The following is a 23,344-nucleotide window of genomic DNA, read 5'->3' on the forward strand; positions in this document are numbered from 1 at the left end:
CTCCGTGGTCCGCCGCCCGGGCCCGACGAGGGCGGGGCGGCGATCCCGGCACGCTATCCGCGTCCGGGGCGTCCCCGGCAGCGCTGGCCGGACACCGAGACCCGATCGTTAGGACCCGGAGACGTCCACGACACAGACCGGTGACGCAGAGCAGTGACGCGGAGCAGTGACGTAGAGCAGTGGCGCAGGGCAGCGATGCGGAGCGGCGGCACCGGATCGGCACACGCGGCCCACCCGTCACGGGTCTGCACCCGGCGCGCGTCGGACGTCGCCCGACCCGACCCCGCCCGGTTAGCGTCGCCACCATGCGATCCCTGCTGCCCGGTGCACGCACGGCCGCGGTGGCCGCGGTCGCCGGGCTGGTCCTGCTGGCCATGGCCCCCGCCGCCCCCGCAGCCCTCGCCGCCGACGGCGCCCGCCCCACCGTCGACCCCGCGGCGCCCACCCCCACCGCGCCCCCGGACGGCGGCCCGGCCCAGGGCCACGCCCCCGACGGCAGCACGGTCGGCGGAGCGGGACTGGACACCCGCGGACTGGTCACCGCCACCGGCGCGCCCGCCCTGCCCGAGGGCATCGACGCCCGTGGCTGGCTGGTCGCCGACGCCGGCACCGGGGAGGTGCTCGGCGCCCAGGACCCGCACGGCCGCTACTACCCGGCCAGCACGCTGAAGACGCTGACCCTGCTGACCCTGGCCCCCGAGCTCGACCCGGCGCTGGTGGTCGAGGGCACCGTGGCGGACGAGGGCGTGGAGGGCAGCCGGGTCGGTCTGGTGTCCGGCGGGGAGTACCCGGTGTCGCTGCTGTTCGACGCCCTCGTGATGCAGTCGGGCAACGACGCGGCCAACGCCCTGGCCCGCGCCGCCGGTGGCGTCGACGCCACGCTCGCGGCCATGAACGCGACCGCGCAGCGCATCGGGGCGCTCGACACCGTCGCCGGCACCCCGTCGGGCCTGGACGTCGCCGGCCAGACCTCCTCCCCCTACGACCTCGCGCTGATCATGACCCAGCTGGTCGAGGACCCGACGACCGCCGCCGTCCTGCAGCAGACCACCGCGCAGATGCCCGCGGTCCCCGGCAAGAGCGACGGCTACCAGATCCAGACCCAGAACACGCTGCTCACCGACTACCCCGGCACCCTCGGCGGCAAGACGGGGTTCACCGACGCCGCCCGGCACACGTTCGTGGCCGCCGCCGAGCGCGACGGCCGCCGCCTGGTCGTCAGCCTCATGCAGGCCGAGCGCTACCCGGTCGCGACCACCGAGCAGGCGCAGCGGCTGCTCGACTGGGGGTTCGCCACCCCGGCCGGCGGCGGGGTGGGCACCCTGGTGCGCCCCGGGGAGGTCGACGCCGACGTGGACGACGTGGACCTGCCGGCCCCCTCCCCCGCCGACGGCACGCTCAGCTCGCTCGACGCCGCGGCCGCCGCGGCCAGCCCGGCCGTGGCGCCGGCCTCCACCGAGGCCCCGGCGGAGTCGGTGCTGCTGCCGGTCGCCCTGGCCACCGCCGCGGTCGCCGTCGTGGTGGCCACCGTCGTCGGCCGCCGACGCGCCGTCCGGCTGGTACCCGCCGGGGGCTGGTCCGACGACCGCGCGGTCAGGCGTCCCCCGCCCCGCCGTCCCGAGGCCGGTCGGCCCGCGGCAGGCCCCTCCACCCCGCCCGGCGGAGCGCGCCGGGCCCCCACCGACCTGCCGCCGCACCCATCAGCGCCCCTGCCCCCACCAGACCCGCGGCCAGCCGCAGCGGGCCGGGCCGAGGGCCCCGCTCGTCGACCAGCACCACGTCGGGCAGCGGGGTCGGGGCTGCGGGGCCGTGCGGCACCTGCGCGTCCGACTGCTCGACCGCCGGGAGGGTCGCGGTCCACGAGGCCGTGAAGAACGCGAAGCGGGCGACCACGTTGATCCACACGATCAGCCCCACGAACCCACCCAGGGCCGACGCGGTGACGTTGCCGCTCAGGATCTGCAGGTAGTAGCCGCCCACCAGCTTCAGCAGCTCGAAGCCCACCGCACCGAACACCGCGCCGGGCAGCAGCGTGCGCGCCCGGTACGGGGTGCTGGGCACCCCCTTGAGCACCCACAGGAACACCAGGGTGTCCCCCGCCAGCGCCAGCCCGATGCCCAGGGCCGCGGTGAGCAGGAAGAACCCGGGCACCTGGTCGATGCCCAGCGCGTCGAACACCACCGTCGAGGCCGCCGTCGTCCCGGTGGTCAGGCCGATGGACAGCACGCCGGCGCCGGCGAACCCGAACAGCGCGAGCAGGTCCTTGAGCCGGTCGGTGACGAAGTCGGGCTGGTCGGGCTCGCCGCGCCAGACGATGCCCATGCCTACCCGCAGCTTGTCCACCGCCCCGATGCCGACGACCAGGAACCCGACCAGGCCGACCATCCCGGTGGTGCCGCGAGCGTTGATGGCGCTGACCACCGCCTGCGCCAGGTCGCTGCCGGTCTGGCCCGGGACGGCGTCCTGGATGGCGCCGATGAGCTGCAGCTGCAGCGCGGTGTCCCCGGCGAGCACGAACCCGGCGATCGAGGCCAGCAGCAGCACCACCGGGAACAACGCCAGGAAGACGTAGTAGGTGACGCCCGCCGCCAGGAAGTCGCACTGGGCCCGGTTGTAGTGCCCCCCGGCGTGCACCAGGTGGTCGAACCAACCGGCGCGGGCGCGGCCGCGGTGGACCAGGTCACGGATGCGGTCGACCAGTCGGGTGACCACGTTGCCACCGTCGGCCGGCTGGGGTGTGGTCACGGCGGAGAGTGTGCAGGGCCGACGCCGACCCCGCAGGGCCGTCAGCTGCCCGAGGGACCCGTCAGGGGGTAGCGGCGGGCCACCGACCACGCGCCGGTGGGCTGCTGCTCGAACTCGGTGAAGTGCTCGACCCGGAAGGTGGCGGTCAGGTCGGCCAGCTCGGCCGCGGCCATGTCGAGGGCGTCGCCGGGCACGTCGTGGGCCACGGTCACGTGCGGGTGGTACGGGAAGCTCAGCGGCCGGTCCAGCGGCCCGCTGCGCACGTCGGTGGCGATGCGTTCGCAGTCGAGCACGCCGCGGGCCACGGTCACGAACACCACCTCCGACACGGGGCGGAAGGTGCCGGTGCCCTGCAGGTGGACGTCGAAGGCGGGGTGGCTGCGCGCGACGCCGGCCAGGTGCGCGGCGATGAGCGGCCGGTCGGCGACTGCGACCTCGGTGGGCGGCAGCAGGGTGACGTGCGGGGGGACGATGCCGGCCTGGGGGTCACCGCACTTGGTGCGCCACTCGACCAGCAGCTGCGCCCACGGCTCGGGGACGTCGACGACCACGCCCAGCACCGCGGTGGCGCCGACGTCCTTGTTGGCGCTGCGCGGGACGAACGTGTCGTCGTGCCGCCGGCGCGGCCCCCGGGGGCCGGACGGCGGCACGGGCGGCAGCGGCCGGGTCACGAGGCCGTCCGGGGTGGCAGGAAGCCGATGCGCTCGTGCACCGTGGCCAAGGTCGGCGCGGCCACCTCGCGGGCCCGGGCGGCCCCGGCCGCCAGCACGCGCTCGAGCTCGGCGGTGTCGGCGAGCAGCTCGGTGGTGCGCGCCTGGACGGGGGCCAGCGCGGTCACCACCACCTCGGCCAGCTCCTTCTTCAGGTCGCCGTAGCCGCGGCCGGCGAACCGCTCCTCGAGCTGGGACACCGTCTCCCCGGAGAACGCCGAGTGGAGCGTCAGCAGGTTGCTCACCCCCGGCTTGCCCTCGGGGTCGAACACCACCTCGCGGCCGGTGTCGGTGACCGCGCTGCGGATGCGCTTGCCGATGACCTTCGGGTCGTCGAGCAGGTTGACGCAGCCGGCCTCGGGCAGGCTCTTGGACATCTTCTTGTCCGGCTGCTGCAGGTCCAGCACCTTGGCCGCCCCCGGCGGGATGTAGGCCTCGGGCAGCACGAACGTGTCGCCGTAGCGGCCGTTGAACCGGGTGGCCAGGTCGCGGGTGAGCTCCAGGTGCTGGCGCTGGTCCTCCCCCACCGGGACCCGGGCGGCCTGGTAGAGCAGGATGTCGGCGGCCTGCAGGACCGGGTAGGTGAACAGCCCGACGCTGGTGCTGGCCTGGCCCTGGCGGGCCGACTTGTCCTTGAACTGGGTCATGCGGCTGGCCTCGCCGAAGCCGGTGAGGCACTGCAGCACCCACCCCAGCTGCGCGTGCTCGGGTACGTGGCTCTGCACGAACAGCGCGCTGCGGTCGGGGTCCACGCCGAGGGCCAGCAGCTGGGCCGCGCTCACCAGCGTGCGGCGCCGCAGCACCGCCGGGTCCTGCTCGACGGTGATCGCGTGCAGGTCGACGACGCAGTAGAAGGCCTCGTGGTCGGCCTGCATGCTGACCCACTGCCGCAGCGCACCGAGGTGGTTGCCGAGGTGGAAGGAGTCCGCCGTCGGCTGGATGCCGGACAGCACGCGAGGGGCAGGCACGTCCCTCATCGAACCACGCGCCACACCGGTCCCGGGGCGGACCCGCTCAGCCCCGGGCAGCCGCGACCGCGGCGACCTCGTCGAACGCGGCCAGGAAGGCGTCGTCCTCCTCGGGCGTGCCGACGGTGACCCGCAGCCCCTCCCCGGCGAAGGGCCGGGTGATGACCGCCCGCGACTCCAGGGCCGCCGCCACCTCGGCGGTGCGCTCGCCGAGCGGCAGCCAGACGAAGTTGGCCTGGCTGTCGGCCACCGGCTGCCCCCGGTCGCGCAGCGCCGCGGTCAGCCGCGCGCGCTCGGCGGTCACCTCGTCGACCCGGGCCCGCACCTCGTCCTCGCTCGCCAGCGCGGCCACCGCGGCGGCCTGCGCGACCATCGAGACGCTGAAGGGCACGTGCGTCTTGCGCACCGCCTCGGCCACGGCCGGGTCCTCGGCGAGCAGGTACCCCACCCGCAGCCCGGCCAGGCCCCAGGCCTTGGAGAAGGTGCGCAGGACGGCGACGTGCGGGCGACCGCGCATCAGCTCGGTGCCGTCGGGCACGTCGGGGTCGGTGACGAACTCGCGGTAGGCCTCGTCGAGCACGACCAGGGTGGAGGGCGGCACGGCGTCGAGGAACGCCTCCAGCTGCGCCCGCCGCACCGCCGTCCCGGTGGGGTTGTTGGGGTTGCACACCAGCACCACGCGGGTGTCGTCGTCGAGCGCGGCCAGCAGGCCGTCGAGGTCGTGGGTGTCGGCCGGGCCACCCCCGGCGCCGGGCACCAGCGGGACCTGGACGGCGCGCGCACCGGCGACCTGGGCCAGCAGCGGGTACATCTCGAACGACCGCCAGGCGTAGGCCAGGCCGGCGCCCGGCTCCACGTAGGCCTGGGTGATCTGCTGCAGCAGCGTCACCGCCCCGCACCCGGTGGCCACCTGCTCGGGTGCCACGCCGTAGCGGGTGGCCAACGCGCCGGTCAGCACGCCGGCCCCGTTGTCGGGGTAGCGGTTGGTCTCCCCCGCCACCTGGGAGATGGCCTGCACCACCGCCGGCAGCGGCGGGAAGGCGACCTCGTTGCTGGCCAGCTTGACCGCCCGCGGGACCCCGATCTCGCGGGCCAGGTCGGCCGGGTTGCGACCGGGCCGGTAGGCCGGCAGTGCGCTCACCGCGGCGCGCGGGCTGACCATGGGGAACCCTCCGTAGGCTTCGGGCATGCGAGTTCTGGTCGCCGGCGGTGCCGGCTACATCGGCAGCGTAGTCACGGCGGCCCTGCTGGCCGGGGGGCACGAGGTGACCGTCCTCGACGACCTCTCCACCGGCCACGCCGACGCCGTCCCCGAGGGTGCGACGTTCGTGCGGGCCTCCCTGCACGACTCGGCCCCCGTGCTGGCCGACGTCCGGCCCGAGGCCGTGCTGCACTTCGCCGCCAAGAGCCTCGTCGGCGCCTCCCAGGTGCAGCCCGAGGACTACTGGCACACCAACGTCGGCGGCTCGCTGGCCCTCCTGGAGGCCATGCGCGCGGTGGACTGCCGGCGCATCGTGTTCTCCTCCACCGCGGCCACCTACGGCGAGCCCGAGAGCGTGCCGATCACCGAGGACGCCCCTACTCGTCCGACCAACACCTACGGCGCCACCAAGCTCGCCGTGGACCAGATGCTGACCTCCTACGCCGTGGCGCACTCCTTCGCCGCGGTGAGCCTGAGGTACTTCAACGTCGCCGGTGCCGGGTTCGGCCTCGGCGAGCGGCACGCCACCGAGACCCACCTCATCCCGATCGCCCTGCAGGTGGCCGCCGGCACCCGCGACGCCATCACCGTGTTCGGCGAGGACTACCCCACCCCCGACGGCACCTGCATCCGCGACTACGTGCACGTGCTCGACCTGGCCGATGCGCACCTGCTCGCGCTGACCGCCCCGGCGCCGGGCGAGCACCGCGTCTACAACCTCGGCAACGGCACCGGGTTCAGCGTGCAGCAGGTGGTCGACGCCGTCCGCGAGGTCACCGGCCACGCGGTGCCGGTCGTCGTCGGCGCCCGCCGGGCCGGCGACCCCGCCCAGCTGGTGGCCTCCTCCGAGCGCATCCGCGCCGACCTCGGTTGGGACCCGCAGCACGCGGAGCTGACCACGATGGTGCGCGACGCCTGGTCCTTGGTGAGCTGATGGAACGGCCCCGTCCCACGGGCCCGCGACGTGCGGAGCGCGTCGTCGGGTGGGACGGGGTCCTTCCTCAGGTGGCGGCCGCCCCGGCCCGCAGGGTGTCGCCGTCGATCGCCGGCGGCGGCGCCGGGGAGACCGCGATGCGGGCGATCCGGCGGCCGTCGAGCTCGGTGACCGTGAGCACCCGGCCCTCGTGCTCGGCGGTGTCGCCCACCGCCGGGATGCGGCCCAGCTCGGCCAGCACCCACCCGGCCACCGTCTCGTAGGGCCCCTCGGGCAGCTGCAAGCCCGTGGCCTCGGCGAAGTCGTCGAGGTTGAGCAGGCCGTCGACGTCGTGCGGGCCCTCGGCCGGCTCGTCGGTCTCGGGGGCGGCGTCCTCGTCGTACTCGTCGTAGATCTCGCCGATGACCTCCTCGATGAGGTCCTCGAGCGTCACGATGCCGTCGGTGCCGCCGTACTCGTCGACGACGATCGCCAGGTGGTGGCTCTCCCGGCGCATCTCCGACAGCGCGGTGAGCACCCCCGCCGTCCCGGGCAGCTGCTTGACCTCGCGGGCCAGGTCGCCCACCGTGGCCGCGCGCCCGGCCGGGTGGTTGGGGAGCAGCAGGTCCCGCACGTGCACGAAGCCGACGACGTCGTCCTGCGTGCGACCGACCACCGGGTAGCGGGAGTGGCCGTTGTCGGCGATCAGCTTGGCCGCCCGGCTGGCGGTCAGCGAGGCCTCGAGGAAGTCGACCTCGGTACGCGGCGTCATGACCTCGCGCACCTCGCGGTCACCGGCCCGGAACACCTCGTCGATGAGCCGGCGCTCGTCGGTGGACAGCGACTCGTGCGCGGCCACCAGGTCGCGCAGCTCCTCCTGGCTGATGGACTCGCCGCTCTGCTTGGGGTCCCCGCCCAGCAGCCGCACCAGCACGTCGGTGGACCGCGAGAGCAGCCAGATGACCGGCCGGAAGACCGAGGCGATGCGGTTGAGCGGGCCGGCGACGAGCAGCGAGAAGCCCTCGGCCCGCTGCAGCGCCAGCCGCTTGGGGGTCAGCTCGCCGACCACCAGCGACAGGTAGCTGATGGCCACGGTGACCAGCACGAAGCTCATCGGGTCGGCCACGCCCTGGGGGACCCCGACGGAGGTCAGCCAGTTCGCCAGCGGTCCGGACAGCGTGCTGGCGCCGAACGCCGCGGAGAAGAACCCGGCCAGGGTGACCCCGACCTGCACCGCGGCGAGGAACCGGTTCGGGTCCGACAACAGCCTGGTCAGCGACCGCCCCCGCCGACCGCGCTCACCCAGCGCCCGCGCCTGCGACTCGCGCAGCGAGACCAGCGCGATCTCGGCCCCGGCGAACGCACCGCCGATGAGCACGAAGACGACGACCATGACGATGTTGAGCCAGACGTCGCTCACCGGCGGCGTGCTCCTTCTGCGGTTGCGGTGCGGGGAGGCCCCAGGATCGCGGGTCCTGGGCGGACGGTCCACCCGGGAACGGTCGGCCGCAGGCCGGCGTTCCCCCCGCCGGGGCCCGCAGCCCGCTGCGGGGCCCGCCCCTGACCGCTCCCGGGGGCAGCCCAGGTGCCCCGTGGCGCTCGTCCGCGCCGCGACCGCCGGGGTGTCCGGGGCGTCCGCGGACAACATCGCCCAGGCTACGGCGACGCCGGGTCGGTGAGGCCGGGTGGATGGACAGCCCGGGCCACCGCGCCACCATCCTCGACTGCGCTGGCTCCCCTGCGCTGGGGCCCCATGATCACCCCGGGTCAGCTGCTGCCTCCCGGACGCGCAGACCACACCTGACCCGTGGTGATCACCCGGCCAGCGCCGCCAGCACCCGGGCGACGAGCTCGCCGGGGTGCGTCAGGTCCCGCGCGGTCACGAAGACCACCCGCCAGCCGGCTGCCTGCAGCGCGTTCAGCCGCATCCGGTCCCGGGCGAACTGCCCCGGTTCGGCGTGCCAGAGCCCGTCGTACTCCACCGCCACCTTGCGGTCGGGCCATGCCAGGTCCACGCGCGCCACGAACCGGCCGCCGTCCAGCACCCGGTACTGCGCCACGGGCGTGGGCACCCCGGCCCGCGCCAGCTCGAGGCGGGTCCGCGTCTCCTGCGGCGACTCCGCCAGCCCGTCGGCGAGGTCGACAGCCCGGCGCGCCCGAGCGCTGCCCCGGCAAGGGGGCAGGGCGTGCACCGCCGCGCGGAGGTCCTCGAGGCCCACCAGCCGCGCCCGCACGAGCCTGTCCAGCAGCACCACCCGGTCCACGAGGTCGCCCGGACGGCGGGCCAGGTCGACCGCGGTGCGCAGCCGGTCGGTGGCCGGGATGCCGCCGAGGACCACCAGGTCGCCCTCGAGCTCGGCGGTCCGGGCACGGACGTCGGACGACGGGCTCCACCGCACCCCCGGGGGCAGGACGACGTCCACCGGGTCGTCCGGCCCCACGAGGTCCGGGACGCCCCAGTGCGCAGCCGCGGTCAGGTCCGCGACCGCTGCACCCGCCGGCATGGTCAGGACGACCGCAGCGACCCGGATCCGGTGGGTCAGCGGGACCGCCGCGTCGACGTAGACGTCCTGCCGGAGCCGACGCCAGGCGGCGCTGCGCAGCTGCGCGGGTGTCAGCCACCCCCGCGCGACGACGTCGCTGCCGCGGAACACCCGACCGGCCAGGGCGGGGGGGACGACGGGTCGGACCGGCACGGACCGCAGCCTGCCCGGTCGGCAGCCGACCACCCGGAGTTGTCCACAGGCCGGTGATCACCCCCGGTCAGCTGCTGCCTCGTCCGGCGCGAGGGCGCATCCGACCCGAGGTGATCATGCCCCGCCGGCCCCGGCGGGCCCGGGAACCCAGTCGGACCCCGGACGCGCGACGGCCCCCTGCGCGCGAGCGCAGGGGGCCGTCGTCGGCGTGCGGTGGATCAGGCAGCCATGGCCTTCTGCAGGTTGGCGTCGATCGCGGCGAGGAAGTCCTGGGTGGTCAGCCAGGGGGCGTCCTTGCTGATCAGCAGGGCAAGGTCCTTGGTCATCTGACCGCCCTCGACGGTCTCGATGCACACCCGCTCGAGGGTCTCGGCGAACTCGGTCACCTCGGGGGTGCCGTCGAGCTTGCCGCGGTGGGCCAGGCCCCGGGTCCAGGCGAAGATCGACGCGATGGGGTTGGTCGAGGTCTCCTTGCCCTGCTGGTGCTGGCGGTAGTGCCGGGTCACCGTGCCGTGGGCGGCCTCGGCCTCGACGGTCTTGCCGTCGGGGGTGGCCAGCACCGACGTCATCAGGCCCAGCGAGCCGAAGCCCTGCGCCACCGTGTCGGACTGGACGTCGCCGTCGTAGTTCTTGCACGCCCAGACGTAGCCGCCCTCCCACTTGAGGTTGGCCGCGACCATGTCGTCGATGAGCCGGTGCTCGTAGGTGATGCCGGCGGCCTCGAACTGCTCCTTGAACTCGGCGTCGAACACCTCCTGGAAGATGTCCTTGAACCGGCCGTCGTAGGCCTTGAGGATCGTGTTCTTCGTCGACAGGTACACCGGGTAGTTGCGGGCCAGGCCGTAGTTCAGCGAGGCGCGGGCGAAATCCCGGATCGACTCGTCGAGGTTGTACATCGACAGCGAGACACCGGCGCCGGGGGCCTGGAAGACCTCCCGCTCGATCGGCTCGGAGCCGTCCTCGGGGGTGAAGACGACCTTCAGGGTGCCGGCCGAGGGGAACGTGAAGTCGGTGGCGCGGTACTGGTCGCCGTAGGCGTGGCGGCCGACGATGATCGGCTTGGTCCAGCCCGGCACCAGGCGCGGCACGTTCTGCATGATGATCGGCTCGCGGAAGATGACGCCGCCGAGGATGTTGCGGATCGTGCCGTTCGGCGAGCGCCACATCTGCTTGAGGCCGAACTCCTCGACGCGGGCCTCGTCGGGGGTGATGGTGGCGCACTTGACGCCGACGCCGTGCTTCTTGATGGCGTTGGCCGCGTCGACCGTCACCTGGTCGTCGGTGGCGTCCCGGTGCTCCATGCCCAGGTCGTAGTACTCGAGGTCGACGTCGAGGTACTTGAGGATCAGCTCGTCCTTGATGAACTGCCAGATGATCCGGGTCATCTCGTCGCCGTCGAGCTCGACGACCGTGCCCTTGACCTTGATCTTGCTCACGTGGAAGTGATCCCTCTCTGTTGGAAGCCGGCCCCTGCGGGGTCGGCGGTCACATGTCGGCGATGTCCGCCTGCTTGGTCCGTACGGCCTCGGCTGCCTCGCGCAGCCCGGCCAGCTCGTCGTCGGTGAGGTCGCCCTCGACCACCCGGCGCACGCCCTCGCGGCCGATCTCGGCCTCGACGCCCAGGTACACCCCGGAGATCCCGTACTCGCCGTCGACCCACGCGCACACCGGCATCACGGCACCGGAGTCCTCCACGACCGCCTTGGCCATGCGGGCCGCGGCGGCCGAGGGCGCGTAGTAGGCCGACCCGGTCTTCAGCAGCGCCACCACCTCCGCCCCGCCGTTGCGGGTGCGGTCGACCAGGTGCGCGACCCGGTCGGCGTCGAGCACCTCGGACAGCGGTCGCCCGTCGACGGTGCACCGGCTGGGCACCGGCACCATCGTGTCGCCGTGGCTGCCGAGGGTCAGCGTGCGCACCGAGGCGGTGGGGACGCCGAGCTCGCGGGCGACGTTGTCGGTGAACCGGGCGGTGTCGAGCATGCCGGCCTGGCCCATCACGCGGTGGGTCGGGAAACCGGTGGCCAGCTGGGCGAGCGCGGTCATCTCGTCCAGCGGGTTGCTGACCACGATGACCACGGCGTCGGGCGAGGTGCGGGCGACGTTCTCGGCGACGTCGCGGACGATGCCGGCGTTGGTCTCGATGAGGTCCATGCGGCTCATGCCGGGCTTGCGGGGCAGCCCGGCGGTGATGACCACGACGTCGGAGCCCTCGGTGCCCTCGTAGGAGCCCCCGCCGACGCCCACGACCTCGGTCTCGAAGCCCTCGATGGAGCGGGACTGGTTGATGTCCAGGGCCAGGCCCTCGGGCCTGCCCTCGATGATGTCGGTGAGCACGACCGTGCCCACGACGTCGTACTGCGCGAGACGGAGTGCCGTGGTGGACCCGTAGAAGCCAGAACCCACCACGGTGATCTTGCCGGGCTTCGTCGCCATGGCCGCCAACCTAGCGCCGGGGGCCCGCGGCTGCGCCCCCGGGCCGGTCAGCCCGGGGGGATGGCGACCGCGACGAGGGCCAGCAGCAGGCCGCTGCCGGTGGTCAGCAGGACGTCGGTGGTGGTGCTGCGGACGGCGAGGAACCCCAGCCGCCGCACCGGCAGGGTCAGGCGCAGCACCCCGGCGCCGACGAGCGCCAGCCCCAGGAGCACGAGCCCGCGGCGCCAGCTGCCGGCGGCGACGGTGAGCAGCCCGGCCGCCACCACCAGCAGCACCGCGGTCAGCGGCAGCTGGCGCAGCACGCCGGCCAGGCACGGCCGGCGGGTGTACAGCGGGGTGCGGGCCACCTCAGGCGAGGACGGGCCGGGCGGCCCGCTCGGCCAGCGTGACCACGTTGCTCAGCAGCATCGCCCGGGTCATGGGCCCGACCCCGCCCGGGTTGGGCGCGACGTGCCCGGCGACCTCGACCACGTCGCCGGCGACGTCGCCGGCGATCTTGCCGTCGACCCGGCTGACCCCGACGTCGAGCACGGCGGCACCGGGCTTGACCATCTCGGCGGTGACCAGCCCGGGCACGCCGGCGGCGGCCACGACGACGTCGGCGGTGCGGGTGTGGGCGGCCAGGTCACGGGTGCCGGTGTGGCACAGCGTCACGGTGGCGTTCTCGCTGCGCCGGGTGAGCAGCAGGCCCAGCGGCCGGCCGACGGTCACGCCGCGGCCGACGACGACGACCTCGGCACCGGCCAGCGGGACGTCGTACCGGCGCAGCAGCTCGACGATGCCCAGCGGGGTGCACGGCAGGGGGCCGGGGACGCCGAGCACGAGCCGGCCCAGGTTGGTGGGGTGCAGGCCGTCGGCGTCCTTGTCCGGGTCCATGGCCTCCAGCACCGCGGCCTCGGAGACCTGCCGCGGCAGCGGCAGCTGCACGATGTAGCCGGTGCAGGCGGGGTCGGCGTTGAGGTCGGCGACCACGGCCAGGACGTCGGCCTGGGTGGCGTCGGCCGGCAGCTCGCGCTGGATGCTGGCGATGCCGACCTGCGCGCAGTCGGAGTGCTTGGCGTCGACGTACCAGCGGCTCCCGGGGTCGTCGCCCACCAGCAGGGTGCCCAGGCCCGGCCGCCGGCCGGCGTCGGCCAGGGCGGACACCCGGTCGGTGAGCTCGGTGCGGATCGCCGCCGCGGTGGCCTTGCCGTCCAGTCGTGTCGCGGTCACCGGTCCAGTCTGCCGCACACTGCCGCACAGGTGACGTGCTGGAACGGCCTCGCCCCCGGCCCCGCGGCGCGCGGAGCGTGTCGTGGGGAGGGACGAGGTCCTTCTCCTACGCTCGGCCGCGAACGGTCAGCGCCGAGGAGGACAGATGAGCCAGCCCGACCCCGACCGCACGCAGGTGTCCGGCACCCCGCGCACCGCCGACCCGGTCGACGAGCAGGCGGCGGCCGCGCCCGAGGCCGACCGGCCCGGCGCGGGGCGGTCCCCGGTCGACCCGTCCGCCACCGCCCCCGCCTGGTCGACCAAGCCGGTGGCCGTGCGGCGCGCCGACGCCGTCGGCGCCCTGTGCCTGCTGCTGGCCGGGGTGTCGGCCGCCCTCAGCCTGGTGCTCCCCTGGACCCCCGACGGGGCGACCGGCTACGGGCTGGCCGAGGACGTCGTGCGGTCGGCCCGCACCGACTGGACCGACCTGGTCGCCACCGGCCTGTGGCAGCCGGGGGCGGTGCTGGTCGGCGGCGCGGTGCTGTTCGTCCTCGGCCTGCTGCTGCTCGTCCGCGCCCGGGCACACCGCGTCGTGGGGGTGCTGGCCCTGCTCGTCGCCGGTGTCGTGGTGGCCGCCGTCCTGGTCCCGGCGGTCGCCCGGGACTGGCGACCACAGGACTTCGACCTCGGCTTCGCGTTCGCCGTCGCCGTCGCCGTCCTCGGGCTGCTCGGCGCCGTCAAGGCGGTGCTCACCGGTCCCCAGCTCAGGTGAGGTACTGGAACGGCCCCCTCGCCGGGCCCCGGCGCGCGCGGAGCGTGCGCCGGGGGGCGAGGAGGTCCTTCTTCAGTGGGCGAAGTGGCGGGTGCCGGTGAGGTAGAGCGCGATGCCCGCCTCGGCGGCCGCGGCCACGACCTCCTCGTCGCGCACCGAGCCACCGGGCTGCACCACGGCGGTCACCCCGGCGTCCAGGAGGACCTGGAGGCCGTCGGCGAAGGGGAAGAACGCGTCGGAGGCGGCGACGGACCCGGCCGCCCGCTCCCCCGCACGCTGCACCGCCAGCCGGGCGGCGTCGACCCGGTTGACCTGCCCCATGCCGACCCCGACCGTGGCGCCGTCGCCGGCGAGCAGGATGGCGTTGGACTTCACCGCGCGCACCGCGCGCCAGGCGAACACCAGGTCGTCGAGGGCGGCGGCGTCGACCGGCGAGCCGGTGGCCAGCGTCCAGGTGGTGGGGTCGTCGCCCTCGGCCGACACCCGGTCGACCTCCTGAACGAGCACGCCCCCGCTGATCGGGCGGAGCTCAACGGGGTCGGCGGCGGCGGCCTCGGGCATGCGCAGCAACCGCACGTTCTTCTTGCGGGTGAGCACCTCGACGGCGTCGTCGGTGAACGCGGGCGCGACGACGACCTCGGTGAACACCTCCGCGATCTGCTCGGCGGTCGAGAGGTCGACCTCGCGGTTGGCGGCGATGACCCCGCCGAAGGCCGAGACGGGGTCGCAGGCGTGCGCCTTGCGGTGGGCCTGCGCCAGGTCCGTGCCGACGGCGATGCCGCAGGGGTTGGCGTGCTTGATGATCGCCACGCAGGGCGCGTCGTGGTCGTGCGCGGCCCGCCAGGCGGCGTCGGTGTCGACGTAGTTGTTGTAGGACATCGCCTTGCCGTGCAGCTGCTCGGCGTGCGCCAGGCCCGGGCGCCAGTGCCGGTACAGCGCGGCCGCCTGGTGCGGGTTCTCCCCGTAGCGCAGCACGTCCGAGCGCTCCCAGGCGGCTGCGGTCCAGGCCGGGAAACCGGTCTCGTCGGGGGCGACGACCTCGCCCAGCCAGGAGGCGACGGCGACGTCGTAGGAGGCGGTGTGCCGGAAGGCGTCGGTGGCCAGCTGCTGGCGCTGGGCCAGCGTCGTCCCGCCCTCGGCGACGGCGGCCAGGACGTCGTCGTAGCGGGCCGGGTCGACGACGACGGCGACCGACGGGTGGTTCTTGGCCGCGGCCCGCACCATGGCCGGGCCGCCGATGTCGATCTGCTCGATGCACTCGTCGGGGGTGGCGCCCGAGGCGACGGTCTCCCGGAACGGGTAGAGGTTGACCACCACGAGGTCGAAGGCGGCGATGCGCAGCTCGTCGAGCTGGCGCACGTGGTCGGGCTTGCGCCGGTCGGCCAGGATGCCGGCGTGCACGCCCGGGTGCAGGGTCTTCACCCGGCCGTCGAGGCACTCAGGGAAGCCGGTGACCTCCTCGACGGGGGTGACCGGGATGCCGGCCTCGGCGATGCGGCGCGCGGTGGCGCCGGTGCTGACCAGCTGCACCCCCGCGTCGGCCAGGCCCCGGGCGAGGCCCTCGACGCCGGTCTTGTCGTAGACGCCGAGCAGCGCACGGCGGACGGGGGTGCGATCGGTCATGGGTTGGCACTCCTGGGCAGGTCGGCGGCGGTGGTGAGGGAGACGAGGGTGTCGACGAGCAGCGCCCGTTCGACGGTCTTGATGCGCTCGTGCAGGCGGGCCTCGTCGTCACCGGGCAGCACCGGCACGGGGACCTGGGCGACCACCGGGCCGGTGTCGACGCCGGCGTCGACGAGGTGGACGGTGGCCCCGGTGGTGGTGACACCGGCGGCGAGGGCGTCGCGCACGGCGTGCGCGCCGGGGAAGGCCGGCAGCAGGGCCGGGTGGGTGTTGAGCAGGCGGCCGCCGAACGCGGCGAGGACGGCGGGGCCGAACAGCTTCATGAAGCCGGCGCTGACCACCCAGTCGGGGCGGTGGACGGCGATCTCGGCGGCCAGGGCGGTGTCCCAGGCCGCCCGGTCGGGGTGGTCGCCCAGCGGGACGACGAAGGTGGGCACCGCCCGCTCCCGCGCGGCGACCAGCCCCGGCGCCCGGCGGTCGGCCCCGACGGCGACGACGTCGAAGGACGGCGCGTCGGCGGCCAGCAGGGCCGCGCACAGCGACCCGGCACCGGACAGCAGGACGACGACCCGGGCGGGTGTCGGGTGGTCCGGCGGCACGTACCGGGAGGCTACTCGGGCCCGCCGTGCGGACTCAGCGCCGCCGCCAGCGGGACACCGCGGCCGCCACCGCGGCGGCCAGCCCGGCCTGGGCCGCGGTGGACAGCCCGGTGGAGAGGGCCGGCGCCCCGACGTCGGCGAGGGCGCCGTCGCCGAGCGGGCCACCGCCGACCAGGGCGAGCGCCCCGGCCAGCACCCCGACCCCGACACCGGCGACCACGCCCCACAGCGCCGCGGTGACCGCGCCGCCGTCGACGTCGGTGAGCCGGCGGGCCAGGGCGGTGCCGGCGACCAGCCCGGCCAGCGCGGGCAGCACCTGCGAGACGAAGGCGAGCAGGGGCACGGCCTGGGTGTCGGGCAGGGCGGCGAGCAGGGGCAGGGCCGGGACGGCGCCGAGGGTGACCCCGGAGGTGGACACCAGCGTGCCGGCACCGACGGCGAAGCCGGGCCCGGAGGCCAGCCCGAGCACCGCCGCGGCTGCGTTGGGCAGCAGCAGGGCGCTGAGCCCGACCAGCCCGACCGCCCCGGCGCCGGCGCCCCCCAGGCTGGTGGCCAGTGCGGCGACGCCCGAGACGTCGCTGGCCAGGGCGACCGCGACGACCAGCAGCGCGAGGGCGAGCAGCGCGGCAGCACCGGCCAGCACCCCGCGGGCCAGGGCGCGGCCGGGACCGGGCACGCGGTCGAGCAGTTCCCCGGCCAGGCCGGACTCCCGCGCGGCGCCCCACCCAGCGGCCAGCGCCGGGAGCAGGAGGGCCCCGGCCACGGTGCGCGGCCACAGCACGGCGGCGTCGGGTGCGTCGGCGAGCACGGCGACACCCAGGGTGAGCACGGCGTGGACGCCGGCGACGGTGCCGCCGGCGAGCGCGACGTCACGGGGCGCGGCGAGGTCCCGCGCGGCCACGACCCAGCGGGCCGCGCTGGACGTCCCCCAGGCGGCGAGGGCGGTGAGCAGCAGCGGGGCCAGCGCGAGCGTGCCCGCCTCCCACCGCAGGCCGGCGCCGTGCGCCAGCAGCCACATCCGGGCGGCGAGCCGGGTGTTCCCGCCGAGCGACAGGCCGCCGGTGGGGTCGAGGGCGGCGACGACGACGAGGGCCAGGGTGAGCAGCACCAGCCCGGTGAGGGTGACCGCCGACGAGGCGACCGCCGCCAGCGCGGCCGGGGGCACCTCGGACCGACCACGGGCGTGCCGGGTCAACCGGTCCAGGAGCGGGCGCACCCCCCCACTCTCGCAAGTCGCCGAGGCGGGCGGGCGCGGCCCCGCCGCGTGCCGCGGAGTTCATCGACGACGAGACCCGCCCCGGACGTGTCCGGGGCGGGTCTCGTCGGTCGCGCGGGGTGGTGCCGGGTGCCGGCGACGCTCAGGCGTCGCCGCGGGGCCGGTCCCGGTCCTCGTCGGGAGCCGGGGGCGGCGGCGGGGTGGACCCGGCCGCGGAGGTCGGCGGGGCCGGGGGCTGGCCGCCGGTCGACGAGGTGCTCCACCCCCCTGCGGAGGACTGGCCCGAGGCCTGACCCGAGGACGTGGAACCCGTGGCCGGGCCGGAACCCGTGGGCGGGCCCCAGGACGGCGTGGTGGAGCCACCTGCGGAGGGTTGGCCCCAGCCGCCCTGCCCGGCCGGGGACTGACCCGGCTGGCTCGGGCCGCCCTGGCCGCCCTGGCCGCCCTGGCCGCCCTGGCCATGGCCCGACGGGCCCTGTCCGTAGCCCTGCTGGCCCTGCTGGCCGTAACCGCCCTGGCCCTGCTGGCCGTAGCCGCCCTGGCCCGGCTGGCCCGGCTGGCCGTAGCCGCCGCCCTGGCCCTGCTGGCCCTGCTGGCCCGGCTGCCCCTGCTGGCCGTAGCCCGGCTGGCCCTGCTGGCCCTGCTGGCCCTGCTGGCCGTAGCCCTGGCCCGGGTGCGGCTGGCCGTGGCCGGACTGGCCGAACTGGGGTGCCGGCTGGTTGGCCCAGGTCGCGGCGTTGGCCAGACCACCGTTGAGGGCCGGCTTGTTCTTCAGCTCGGGCAGCAGGCCGAGGACGGCGAAGGCCAGTGCGGCGCCCGACACCAGGAAGGTGAGCAGCGCGAAGAAGCTGAAGCCCGCCTCGAAGGTCTGGATCCACTCGATGAGGGTGAGCAGGAAGGCGAGCCCGGTCAGCCCGACGGTGACGAAGCTGCGCGGGAAGCCCAGCCTCAGGTCGAGGAAGGCGGGCAGCAGCGCCCACACGGCGGCCAGCAGCAGCAGGATGAACGAGAAGACGATCAGCCCGGACTCGAAGCCGTTGACGCTGTAGCTGTAGCCGAACCCGAAGTCGCCGCTGAACCAGGGCAGCAGCGCGAACAGCAGGTAGAGCAGGGCGCTGCCGGCGACGACGTAGTCGCCGATCTTGAGCTTCTTCAGGTCGAAGCCACCGCCGGCCGACGGGCCCGGCTGGCCGTAGGGCGGCTGGCCGTAGCCGGCCTGAGGGGCTCCGTAGCCGCCCTGCGGGCCGGGGCCGCTCGGCTGGCCGTAGCCGCCCTGCGGGCCGGGCTGGCCGAAGCCGCCCTGCGGGCCGGGCTGGCCGTAGCCGCCCTGCGGGCCGTACTGCCCGGGCTGGCCGTAGCCGGACTGCGAGGGCTGCTGGCCGTACCCGCCCTGGTGGCCGTACCCGCTCTGCTGGCCGTGACCGCTCTGCTGGCCGGGCTGGCCGGAGCCGGCCGGACCCTGTCCGGGGCCCCCCGGCGTCTGGTCGGGTCCACTGGTCGTCATCGCTCGGCTTCTCTCCTGAGTCGTACGGGGTGGGACGTGATCAGCATGTCAGGGTCCCGCGACGCATCGTGGTCACCCGCCAGGGGTGCCGCAACTGCAGAACGGCGAGGTACCCCTACTTCCGAGGGGTACCTCGCCGTCCGGTGCGCCGTGGGCGCGGGGGGTTGCGCCGGGGATCAGCCCAGCAGCTCGCGCATGAGGCGGGCGGTCTCGGACGGGGTCTTGCCGACCTTGACCCCGGCGGCCTCGAGGGCCTCCTTCTTGGCCTGGGCGGTGCCGGCCGAACCGGACACGATGGCCCCGGCGTGGCCCATCGTCTTGCCCTCCGGGGCGGTGAAGCCCGCGACGTAGCCGACGACCGGCTTGGTGACGTTGGCCTTGATGAACTCGGCAGCCCGCTCCTCGGCATCGCCGCCGATCTCGCCGATCATCACGATGGCCTCGGTCTCCGGGTCGTCCTGGAAGGCCTGCAGCGCGTCGATGTGCGTCGTGCCGATGACCGGGTCGCCACCGATGCCGATGGCGGTGGAGAAACCGATGTCGCGCAGCTCGTACATCATCTGGTAGGTCAGCGTGCCGGACTTGGACACCAGCCCGATCTTGCCGGCCTGGGTGATGTTGGCCGGGATGATGCCGGCGTTCGAGCGCCCGGGGCTGATCAGGCCCGGGCAGTTGGGGCCGATGATGCGGGTGCTCTTGCCCTGGGCGTAGGCCCAGAACTCGGTGGAGTCCTTGACCGGGATGCCCTCGGTGATGACGACGCAGAGGTTGATCCCGGCGTCGACGGCCTCGACGACGGCGCCCTTGGCGAACTTCGGCGGCACGAAGACGACGGTGACGTCGGCCCCGGTCTCCTTCATGGCCTCGGCGACCGACCCGAAGACCGGCACGGAGGTGCCGTCGAAGTCGACGGTCTGGCCGGCCTTGGAGGGGTTCACGCCGCCGACCACCGCGGTGCCGGAGGCCAGCATGCGCTGGGTGTGCTTGCGGCCCTCCGACCCGGTGATGCCCTGCACGATGACCTTGCTGTTCTCGGTGAGGAAGATGCTCATGTTCTGGTGTCCTTCGGGGTCAGCAGGTCGGGGTCAGGCGGCGGCGAGCTCGGCGGCCCGGCGGGCGGCGCCGTCCATGGTGTCGACCACGGTGACCAGCGGGTGGGCGGCCTCGGCGAGGATGCGGCGGCCCTCGTCGACGTTGTTGCCGTCGAGCCGGACGACGAGGGGCTTGGTGGCCTCGTCGCCGAGGATCTCCAGCGCGGACACGATGCCGTTGGCGACCGCGTCGCAGGCGGTGATGCCGCCGAAGACGTTGACGAACACGCTCTTCACGGCCGGGTCGCCGAGGATGATGCCCAGGCCGTCGGCCATGACCTGCGCCGAGGCACCGCCGCCGATGTCGAGGAAGTTGGCCGGGCGGACCCCGCCGAAGTCCTGACCGGCGTAGGCGACGACGTCGAGGGTGCTCATGACCAGACCCGCGCCGTTGCCGATGATGCCGACCTCGCCGTCGAGCTTGACGTAGTTGAGGCCCTTCTCCTTCGCCGCCGCCTCGAGCGGGTCGGCCGCGGCGGCGTCCTCGAGGGCGTCGTGCCCGGCCTGCCGGAAGGCGGCGTTCTCGTCCAGGGTGACCTTGCCGTCCAGCGCGAGGACGGTGCCGTCGGGCGCCTTGGCCAGCGGGTTGACCTCGACCAGCGTCGCGTCCTCGGCGGAGAAGACCTCCCACAGCTTCATGGCGATCTCGATGACCTGGTCGCGGACCTCGGCGGGGAACTTCGCCGCGTCGACGATCTCCTCGGCCTTGGCGCGGTCGACGCCGACCGTCGCGTCGACGGGGATGCGGGCCAGCGCCTCGGGCTTGGTGACCGCGATCTCCTCGATCTCCATGCCGCCCTCGACGCTGGCCATGGCCAGGAAGGTGCGGTTGGAGCGGTCGAGGAGGTAGGAGAAGTAGTACTCCTCGGCGATGTCGCTGGCCTGGGCCACCATCACCTTGCGGGTGACGTGGCCCTTGATGTCGAGGCCGAGGATGTCGGTGGCGCGGGCCTTGGCCTCCTCCGGGGAGTCGGCGAGCTTGACGCCCCCGGCCTTGCCCCGGCCGCCGACCTTGACCTGCGCCTTGACGACGACCTGGCCCGCGATGTCGCGGGCGATGGCCTCGGCCTGCTCAGGGGTCTCGGCAACGCCGCCGGGGAGCACGGGCACGCCGTGCGCTGCGAACATGTCACGGGCCTGGTACTCGAAGAGATCCACGAAGAGGCACCGTAACGCCCCGGCAACCCTGCTGCCGACCTCCTGTCGCCGTCCGTGGGACGCATCACAGGGTGCGCACCCGGGGTGGCGGGCCGACTGGTGGCCCTCAGCCCCCGGGCAGCGCGTCGGCGTCGGCGCCCTCGTCGGTGGTCTCGTCGACGGTCCCGTCGGTGGTCCCGTCGGTGGTTGCGTCGTAGCCGGCCGCAGCGCGACCCCGGGCCCGGCCCGGCGCGGGGCGCCACCGCCAGGCCACCAGCGCCAGGCCGGCCAGGGCCAGGCCGGTCAGCAGCAGACCCGCACCGGGCACGGTCCAGTCCAGGTCCGGGGAGTGCAGGGCGTCCCGCAGCCCGGACAGGCCCGCCTGGACGACCGCGACGGCGACCGCCGCGAGACCGCCGACCGCTGCCAGCCGGGGACGCAGGGACGCCGCGACCGCCCCGGACAGCAGCAGCGCGCCGGCCAGCACCAGACCACCCAGCAGGGCCGCGCCGGGTCGCTCGAGCAGGGCGCGCGGCCCCTCGGTGGTGACGACGGTGACCAAGCCGGTGGCCGGGTCGGTCACCAGCTGGTCGGGGACGTCTGCGGCCGGCAGCGCCAGGCACAGGGCGGCGAGCGCGCCGAGCAGGACCGCGGCGCCGGCGAGCACGGGTCGCAGCGGGTCCAGGGAGCCGGCGTCCTCCATGACCGTGCGCCCCCAGGCCAGGCCGGCGAGCACCCCGGCCGCGACGGTGAGGGCGAGGGCGACGACGCCGAGCACCCAGCCCGACCCCCGGGACACCGTGCTGGTGACGACCAGGTCGCCGGCGAGCACCTCGACGCCGGGCCGGGTCGTGGAGGCGGTGCCCTGGTAGAGCTCGATCAGCAGCCGGCCCACGGCCAGCCCCCCGGCCACGCCGGCGTAGGCCAGCCCCAGGCGGGGCAGCCGCCCGGCCGCCGTCGGTGCACCCACCACCAGGGCGGCGACGGGCGTGACGAGGGCGACGAGCACGTCGAAGGGCCCGGTGGCCAGCGACAGCGGGACGTCGTCGACGACCAGGTAGGTCGGGACGACGGCGACCGCGCCCACCAGCCCGGCCAGGGCCAGCACGACCCCGGCCGCGCGGGCGAGCAGGGGGACGTCACCGACGACGAGCCGGTCGACCGGCGGCCGGTCCACGCCCCGCGGGGGGCGACCGCCCGTGGTCGGGGTGGCTCGCCGGGCCCGGGCGGTCGCGGGGCGACGCGGCTGGTCGGGGGTCCTGCGGGTGGCCACGCGTTCCTCCTGCTGCTGGTCGGGGCGCCCGAGACCGCATCGTGATCGTGTCGCCGGCCGCGATGTGTGACGGTGGACACACGGGGGCATTACCGTGGCGTGAACGGGGCAGGAATTCGTGAGCCCCACCACAGCACAGCAGGCCGCCTCGCCGCACCAGCCCGGGGCCGCACCCGACCCGGGAGGTGTCCGTGACGACCGCCGTGCCCACCCCAGACTGGCACGCCGCGCCCTCCCTCGTGGCCAACGGCATGTCGGGCGTGGCTGCGGCGGCGCGCACCCTCCGGTCGCTGTGCCGGCCGGCGACCGTGACCGGCGGGCTGACCGAGCTGGCCTGGGTTGGTGCGCACGCCGCGCTCTGGCCGCTGGGCACCTGGGCCGAGGCGCGGCACGCCGACGAACGGATCCGCCCCGAGTGGCAACCGCCCGCCGTGCGCGCGTTCTTCGCCGCCGACCCGCTCGCCGCGCGGGTGCCCGTCGTCCTCGTGCACGGCATGGTCGACAACCGCTCGGTGTTCACCGTGATGTCCCGGGCGCTGCGACGTCGCGGGTTCACGTCGGTGAGCACGTGGAACTACAGCCCCCTGGTGCAGGACGTACGGCTGGCCGCGGCCCAGCTCGAGCAGCACCTGGCCCGCCTCTGCGAGGAGACCGGGCACGACCGGGTGCACGTCGTGGGGCACAGCATGGGTGGCCTGGTGGCGCGCTACCTGCTGCAGTGCCGCCGCACCGACCGGATCGCCTCCCTGACCACCCTGGGCACACCGCACGGTGGCACCGCCTGGGCGCACGCGGGCCCGACCCCCCTCATCCGCCAGCTGCGCCCGGGGTCGGAGTTCATGGCCGAGCTCGCCGCGCCGGCCGGGGCGCTGGACGTCCCGGTGACGGCGGTCTGGAGCGACCTCGACCAGCTGGTCATCCCGGTGGCGCGCGGCCGCTGCGACCACCCCGACCTGCGGGCCCGCAACGTCCTGGTGCGCGGGGTGGGGCACATGTCGCTGCCCATCCACCGGACCGTCGTCCACGAGGTGGCCGCCGTCCTGGCCGGGCACCGGTCCGCCGAGCACGACCGGTCCGTCACCGCAGCCTGACCCGACCGGGGCGCACTCAGCGTCATCGGAAGTCGACAGAGCGACACGCCGCTCGCTTCCCCGGCCCCGGGGGTCACGCGTGGTCACAATGCGATCACGCAGTCGACACCCGTCGGCGCCCGTCGACTCGACGTGACCCACGCACGACCCCGTCCTGCCCAGCCCGTCGCCGGGAGCTCCA

At 75.1% G+C, this 23,344-nt stretch carries 20 protein-coding genes and 1 pseudogene; 4 read left to right on the plus strand and 17 right to left on the minus strand.

Annotation, left to right across the window (positions count from 1 at the left end):
* The first annotated feature begins 305 nt into the window (after positions 1–305).
* Entirely contained in the window at positions 306–1,871 is a 1,566-nt protein-coding gene (locus TEK04_RS11600) for a D-alanyl-D-alanine carboxypeptidase family protein (RefSeq protein WP_336404505.1), read from the plus strand.
* 19 nt (positions 1,872–1,890) lie between these two features.
* On the opposite strand, the pseudogene TEK04_RS11605 reads toward TEK04_RS11600, so the two are convergent.
* From TEK04_RS11605 to hisC, 4 genes and pseudogenes are all read right to left on the minus strand, one after another.
* Positions 1,891–2,835: pseudogene (locus TEK04_RS11605) on the minus strand (YihY/virulence factor BrkB family protein); the annotation flags it as partial.
* A complete protein-coding gene (locus TEK04_RS11610; RefSeq protein WP_336404506.1) occupies positions 2,787–3,416 on the minus strand; it encodes a 2'-5' RNA ligase family protein in 630 nt (209 codons plus the stop codon). The pseudogene TEK04_RS11605 and the gene TEK04_RS11610, both read right to left, overlap by 49 nt.
* Complete coding sequence (gene trpS, locus TEK04_RS11615; protein WP_432277332.1) at positions 3,413–4,432, minus strand: tryptophan--tRNA ligase; 1,020 nt, start codon at positions 4,430–4,432, stop codon at positions 3,413–3,415. Before trpS ends, TEK04_RS11610 begins: the two co-directional genes overlap by 4 nt.
* A 37-nt stretch (positions 4,433–4,469) precedes the next feature.
* The gene (gene hisC, locus TEK04_RS11620; protein ID WP_336404508.1) at positions 4,470–5,585 is read right to left on the minus strand and encodes a histidinol-phosphate transaminase; all 1,116 of its coding nucleotides are present in this window, start codon (positions 5,583–5,585) and stop codon (positions 4,470–4,472) included.
* 25 nt (positions 5,586–5,610) lie between these two features.
* Between hisC and galE the strand changes: the two genes are divergently transcribed.
* On the plus strand, positions 5,611–6,558 hold the full coding sequence (gene galE, locus TEK04_RS11625; protein WP_336404509.1) for a UDP-glucose 4-epimerase GalE: 948 nt from the start codon (positions 5,611–5,613) through the stop codon (positions 6,556–6,558).
* 67 nt (positions 6,559–6,625) lie between these two features.
* On the opposite strand, the gene TEK04_RS11630 is transcribed toward galE, so the two are convergent.
* The 6 genes from TEK04_RS11630 to TEK04_RS11655 all read right to left on the minus strand — a co-directional run bounded on the left by TEK04_RS11630 (position 6,626) and on the right by TEK04_RS11655 (position 12,878).
* Complete coding sequence (locus TEK04_RS11630) at positions 6,626–7,957, minus strand: hemolysin family protein (RefSeq protein ID WP_336404510.1); 1,332 nt, start codon at positions 7,955–7,957, stop codon at positions 6,626–6,628.
* Between the two features lie 394 nt (positions 7,958–8,351).
* A complete protein-coding gene (locus tag TEK04_RS11635) occupies positions 8,352–9,233 on the minus strand; it encodes an endonuclease domain-containing protein (protein ID WP_336404511.1) in 882 nt (293 codons plus the stop codon).
* Between the two features lie 218 nt (positions 9,234–9,451).
* Complete coding sequence (locus TEK04_RS11640; protein ID WP_336404512.1) at positions 9,452–10,669, minus strand: NADP-dependent isocitrate dehydrogenase; 1,218 nt, start codon at positions 10,667–10,669, stop codon at positions 9,452–9,454.
* A gap of 49 nt (positions 10,670–10,718) precedes the next feature.
* Positions 10,719–11,666 carry a malate dehydrogenase gene (locus tag TEK04_RS11645; RefSeq protein WP_336404513.1) on the minus strand — a complete coding sequence of 316 codons (948 nt, stop codon included), beginning with the start codon at positions 11,664–11,666 and terminating at the stop codon, positions 10,719–10,721.
* Positions 11,667–11,713: 47 nt separating this feature from the next.
* Positions 11,714–12,013 carry a DUF3017 domain-containing protein gene (locus TEK04_RS11650; protein WP_336404514.1) on the minus strand — a complete coding sequence of 100 codons (300 nt, stop codon included), beginning with the start codon at positions 12,011–12,013 and terminating at the stop codon, positions 11,714–11,716.
* Position 12,014: 1 nt separating this feature from the next.
* Positions 12,015–12,878 (minus strand): bifunctional methylenetetrahydrofolate dehydrogenase/methenyltetrahydrofolate cyclohydrolase, encoded by an 864-nt coding sequence (locus tag TEK04_RS11655; protein WP_336404515.1) that lies wholly within the window; start codon positions 12,876–12,878, stop codon positions 12,015–12,017.
* Positions 12,879–13,023: 145 nt separating this feature from the next.
* Here TEK04_RS11655 and TEK04_RS11660 point away from each other — a divergent pair, with 145 nt between their 5' ends.
* Complete coding sequence (locus tag TEK04_RS11660; protein WP_336404516.1) at positions 13,024–13,629, plus strand: hypothetical protein; 606 nt, start codon at positions 13,024–13,026, stop codon at positions 13,627–13,629.
* A gap of 72 nt (positions 13,630–13,701) precedes the next feature.
* Here TEK04_RS11660 and purH read toward each other — a convergent pair whose 3' ends face one another.
* The 7 genes from purH to TEK04_RS11695 form a co-directional block, all read right to left on the minus strand.
* Positions 13,702–15,252: a bifunctional phosphoribosylaminoimidazolecarboxamide formyltransferase/IMP cyclohydrolase gene (gene purH / locus TEK04_RS11665; protein WP_336404517.1), complete on the minus strand. Its 1,551-nt coding sequence runs from the start codon at positions 15,250–15,252 to the stop codon at positions 13,702–13,704.
* The gene (gene purN, locus TEK04_RS11670) at positions 15,249–15,851 is read right to left on the minus strand and encodes a phosphoribosylglycinamide formyltransferase (RefSeq protein ID WP_336404518.1); all 603 of its coding nucleotides are present in this window, start codon (positions 15,849–15,851) and stop codon (positions 15,249–15,251) included. Before purN ends, purH begins: the two co-directional genes overlap by 4 nt.
* Positions 15,852–15,885: 34 nt before the next feature.
* Positions 15,886–17,067: a cell division protein PerM gene (locus tag TEK04_RS11675; protein WP_336404519.1), complete on the minus strand. Its 1,182-nt coding sequence runs from the start codon at positions 17,065–17,067 to the stop codon at positions 15,886–15,888.
* A gap of 142 nt (positions 17,068–17,209) precedes the next feature.
* Positions 17,210–18,571, minus strand: coding sequence for a hypothetical protein (locus TEK04_RS11680; RefSeq protein ID WP_336404520.1), 1,362 nt, complete (start codon positions 18,569–18,571; stop codon positions 17,210–17,212).
* A 176-nt stretch (positions 18,572–18,747) separates the two neighbouring features.
* Positions 18,748–19,623, minus strand: a complete 876-nt coding sequence (gene sucD, locus TEK04_RS11685) for a succinate--CoA ligase subunit alpha (protein ID WP_336404521.1) — start codon at positions 19,621–19,623, stop codon at positions 18,748–18,750.
* 33 nt (positions 19,624–19,656) lie between these two features.
* Positions 19,657–20,820, minus strand: a complete 1,164-nt coding sequence (sucC, locus tag TEK04_RS11690; protein WP_336404522.1) for an ADP-forming succinate--CoA ligase subunit beta — start codon at positions 20,818–20,820, stop codon at positions 19,657–19,659.
* A gap of 106 nt (positions 20,821–20,926) precedes the next feature.
* Positions 20,927–22,072 carry a hypothetical protein gene (locus TEK04_RS11695; protein ID WP_336404523.1) on the minus strand — a complete coding sequence of 382 codons (1,146 nt, stop codon included), beginning with the start codon at positions 22,070–22,072 and terminating at the stop codon, positions 20,927–20,929.
* 191 nt (positions 22,073–22,263) lie between these two features.
* On the opposite strand from TEK04_RS11695, the gene TEK04_RS11700 reads away from it, so the two are divergent.
* On the plus strand, positions 22,264–23,163 hold the full coding sequence (locus TEK04_RS11700; RefSeq protein WP_336404524.1) for an alpha/beta fold hydrolase: 900 nt from the start codon (positions 22,264–22,266) through the stop codon (positions 23,161–23,163).
* Positions 23,164–23,344: the final 181 nt, after the last annotated feature.

The sequence above is a fragment of the Klenkia sesuvii genome, from assembly GCF_037083825.1.
Classification (GTDB): Bacteria; Actinomycetota; Actinomycetes; order Mycobacteriales; family Geodermatophilaceae; genus Klenkia; species Klenkia sesuvii.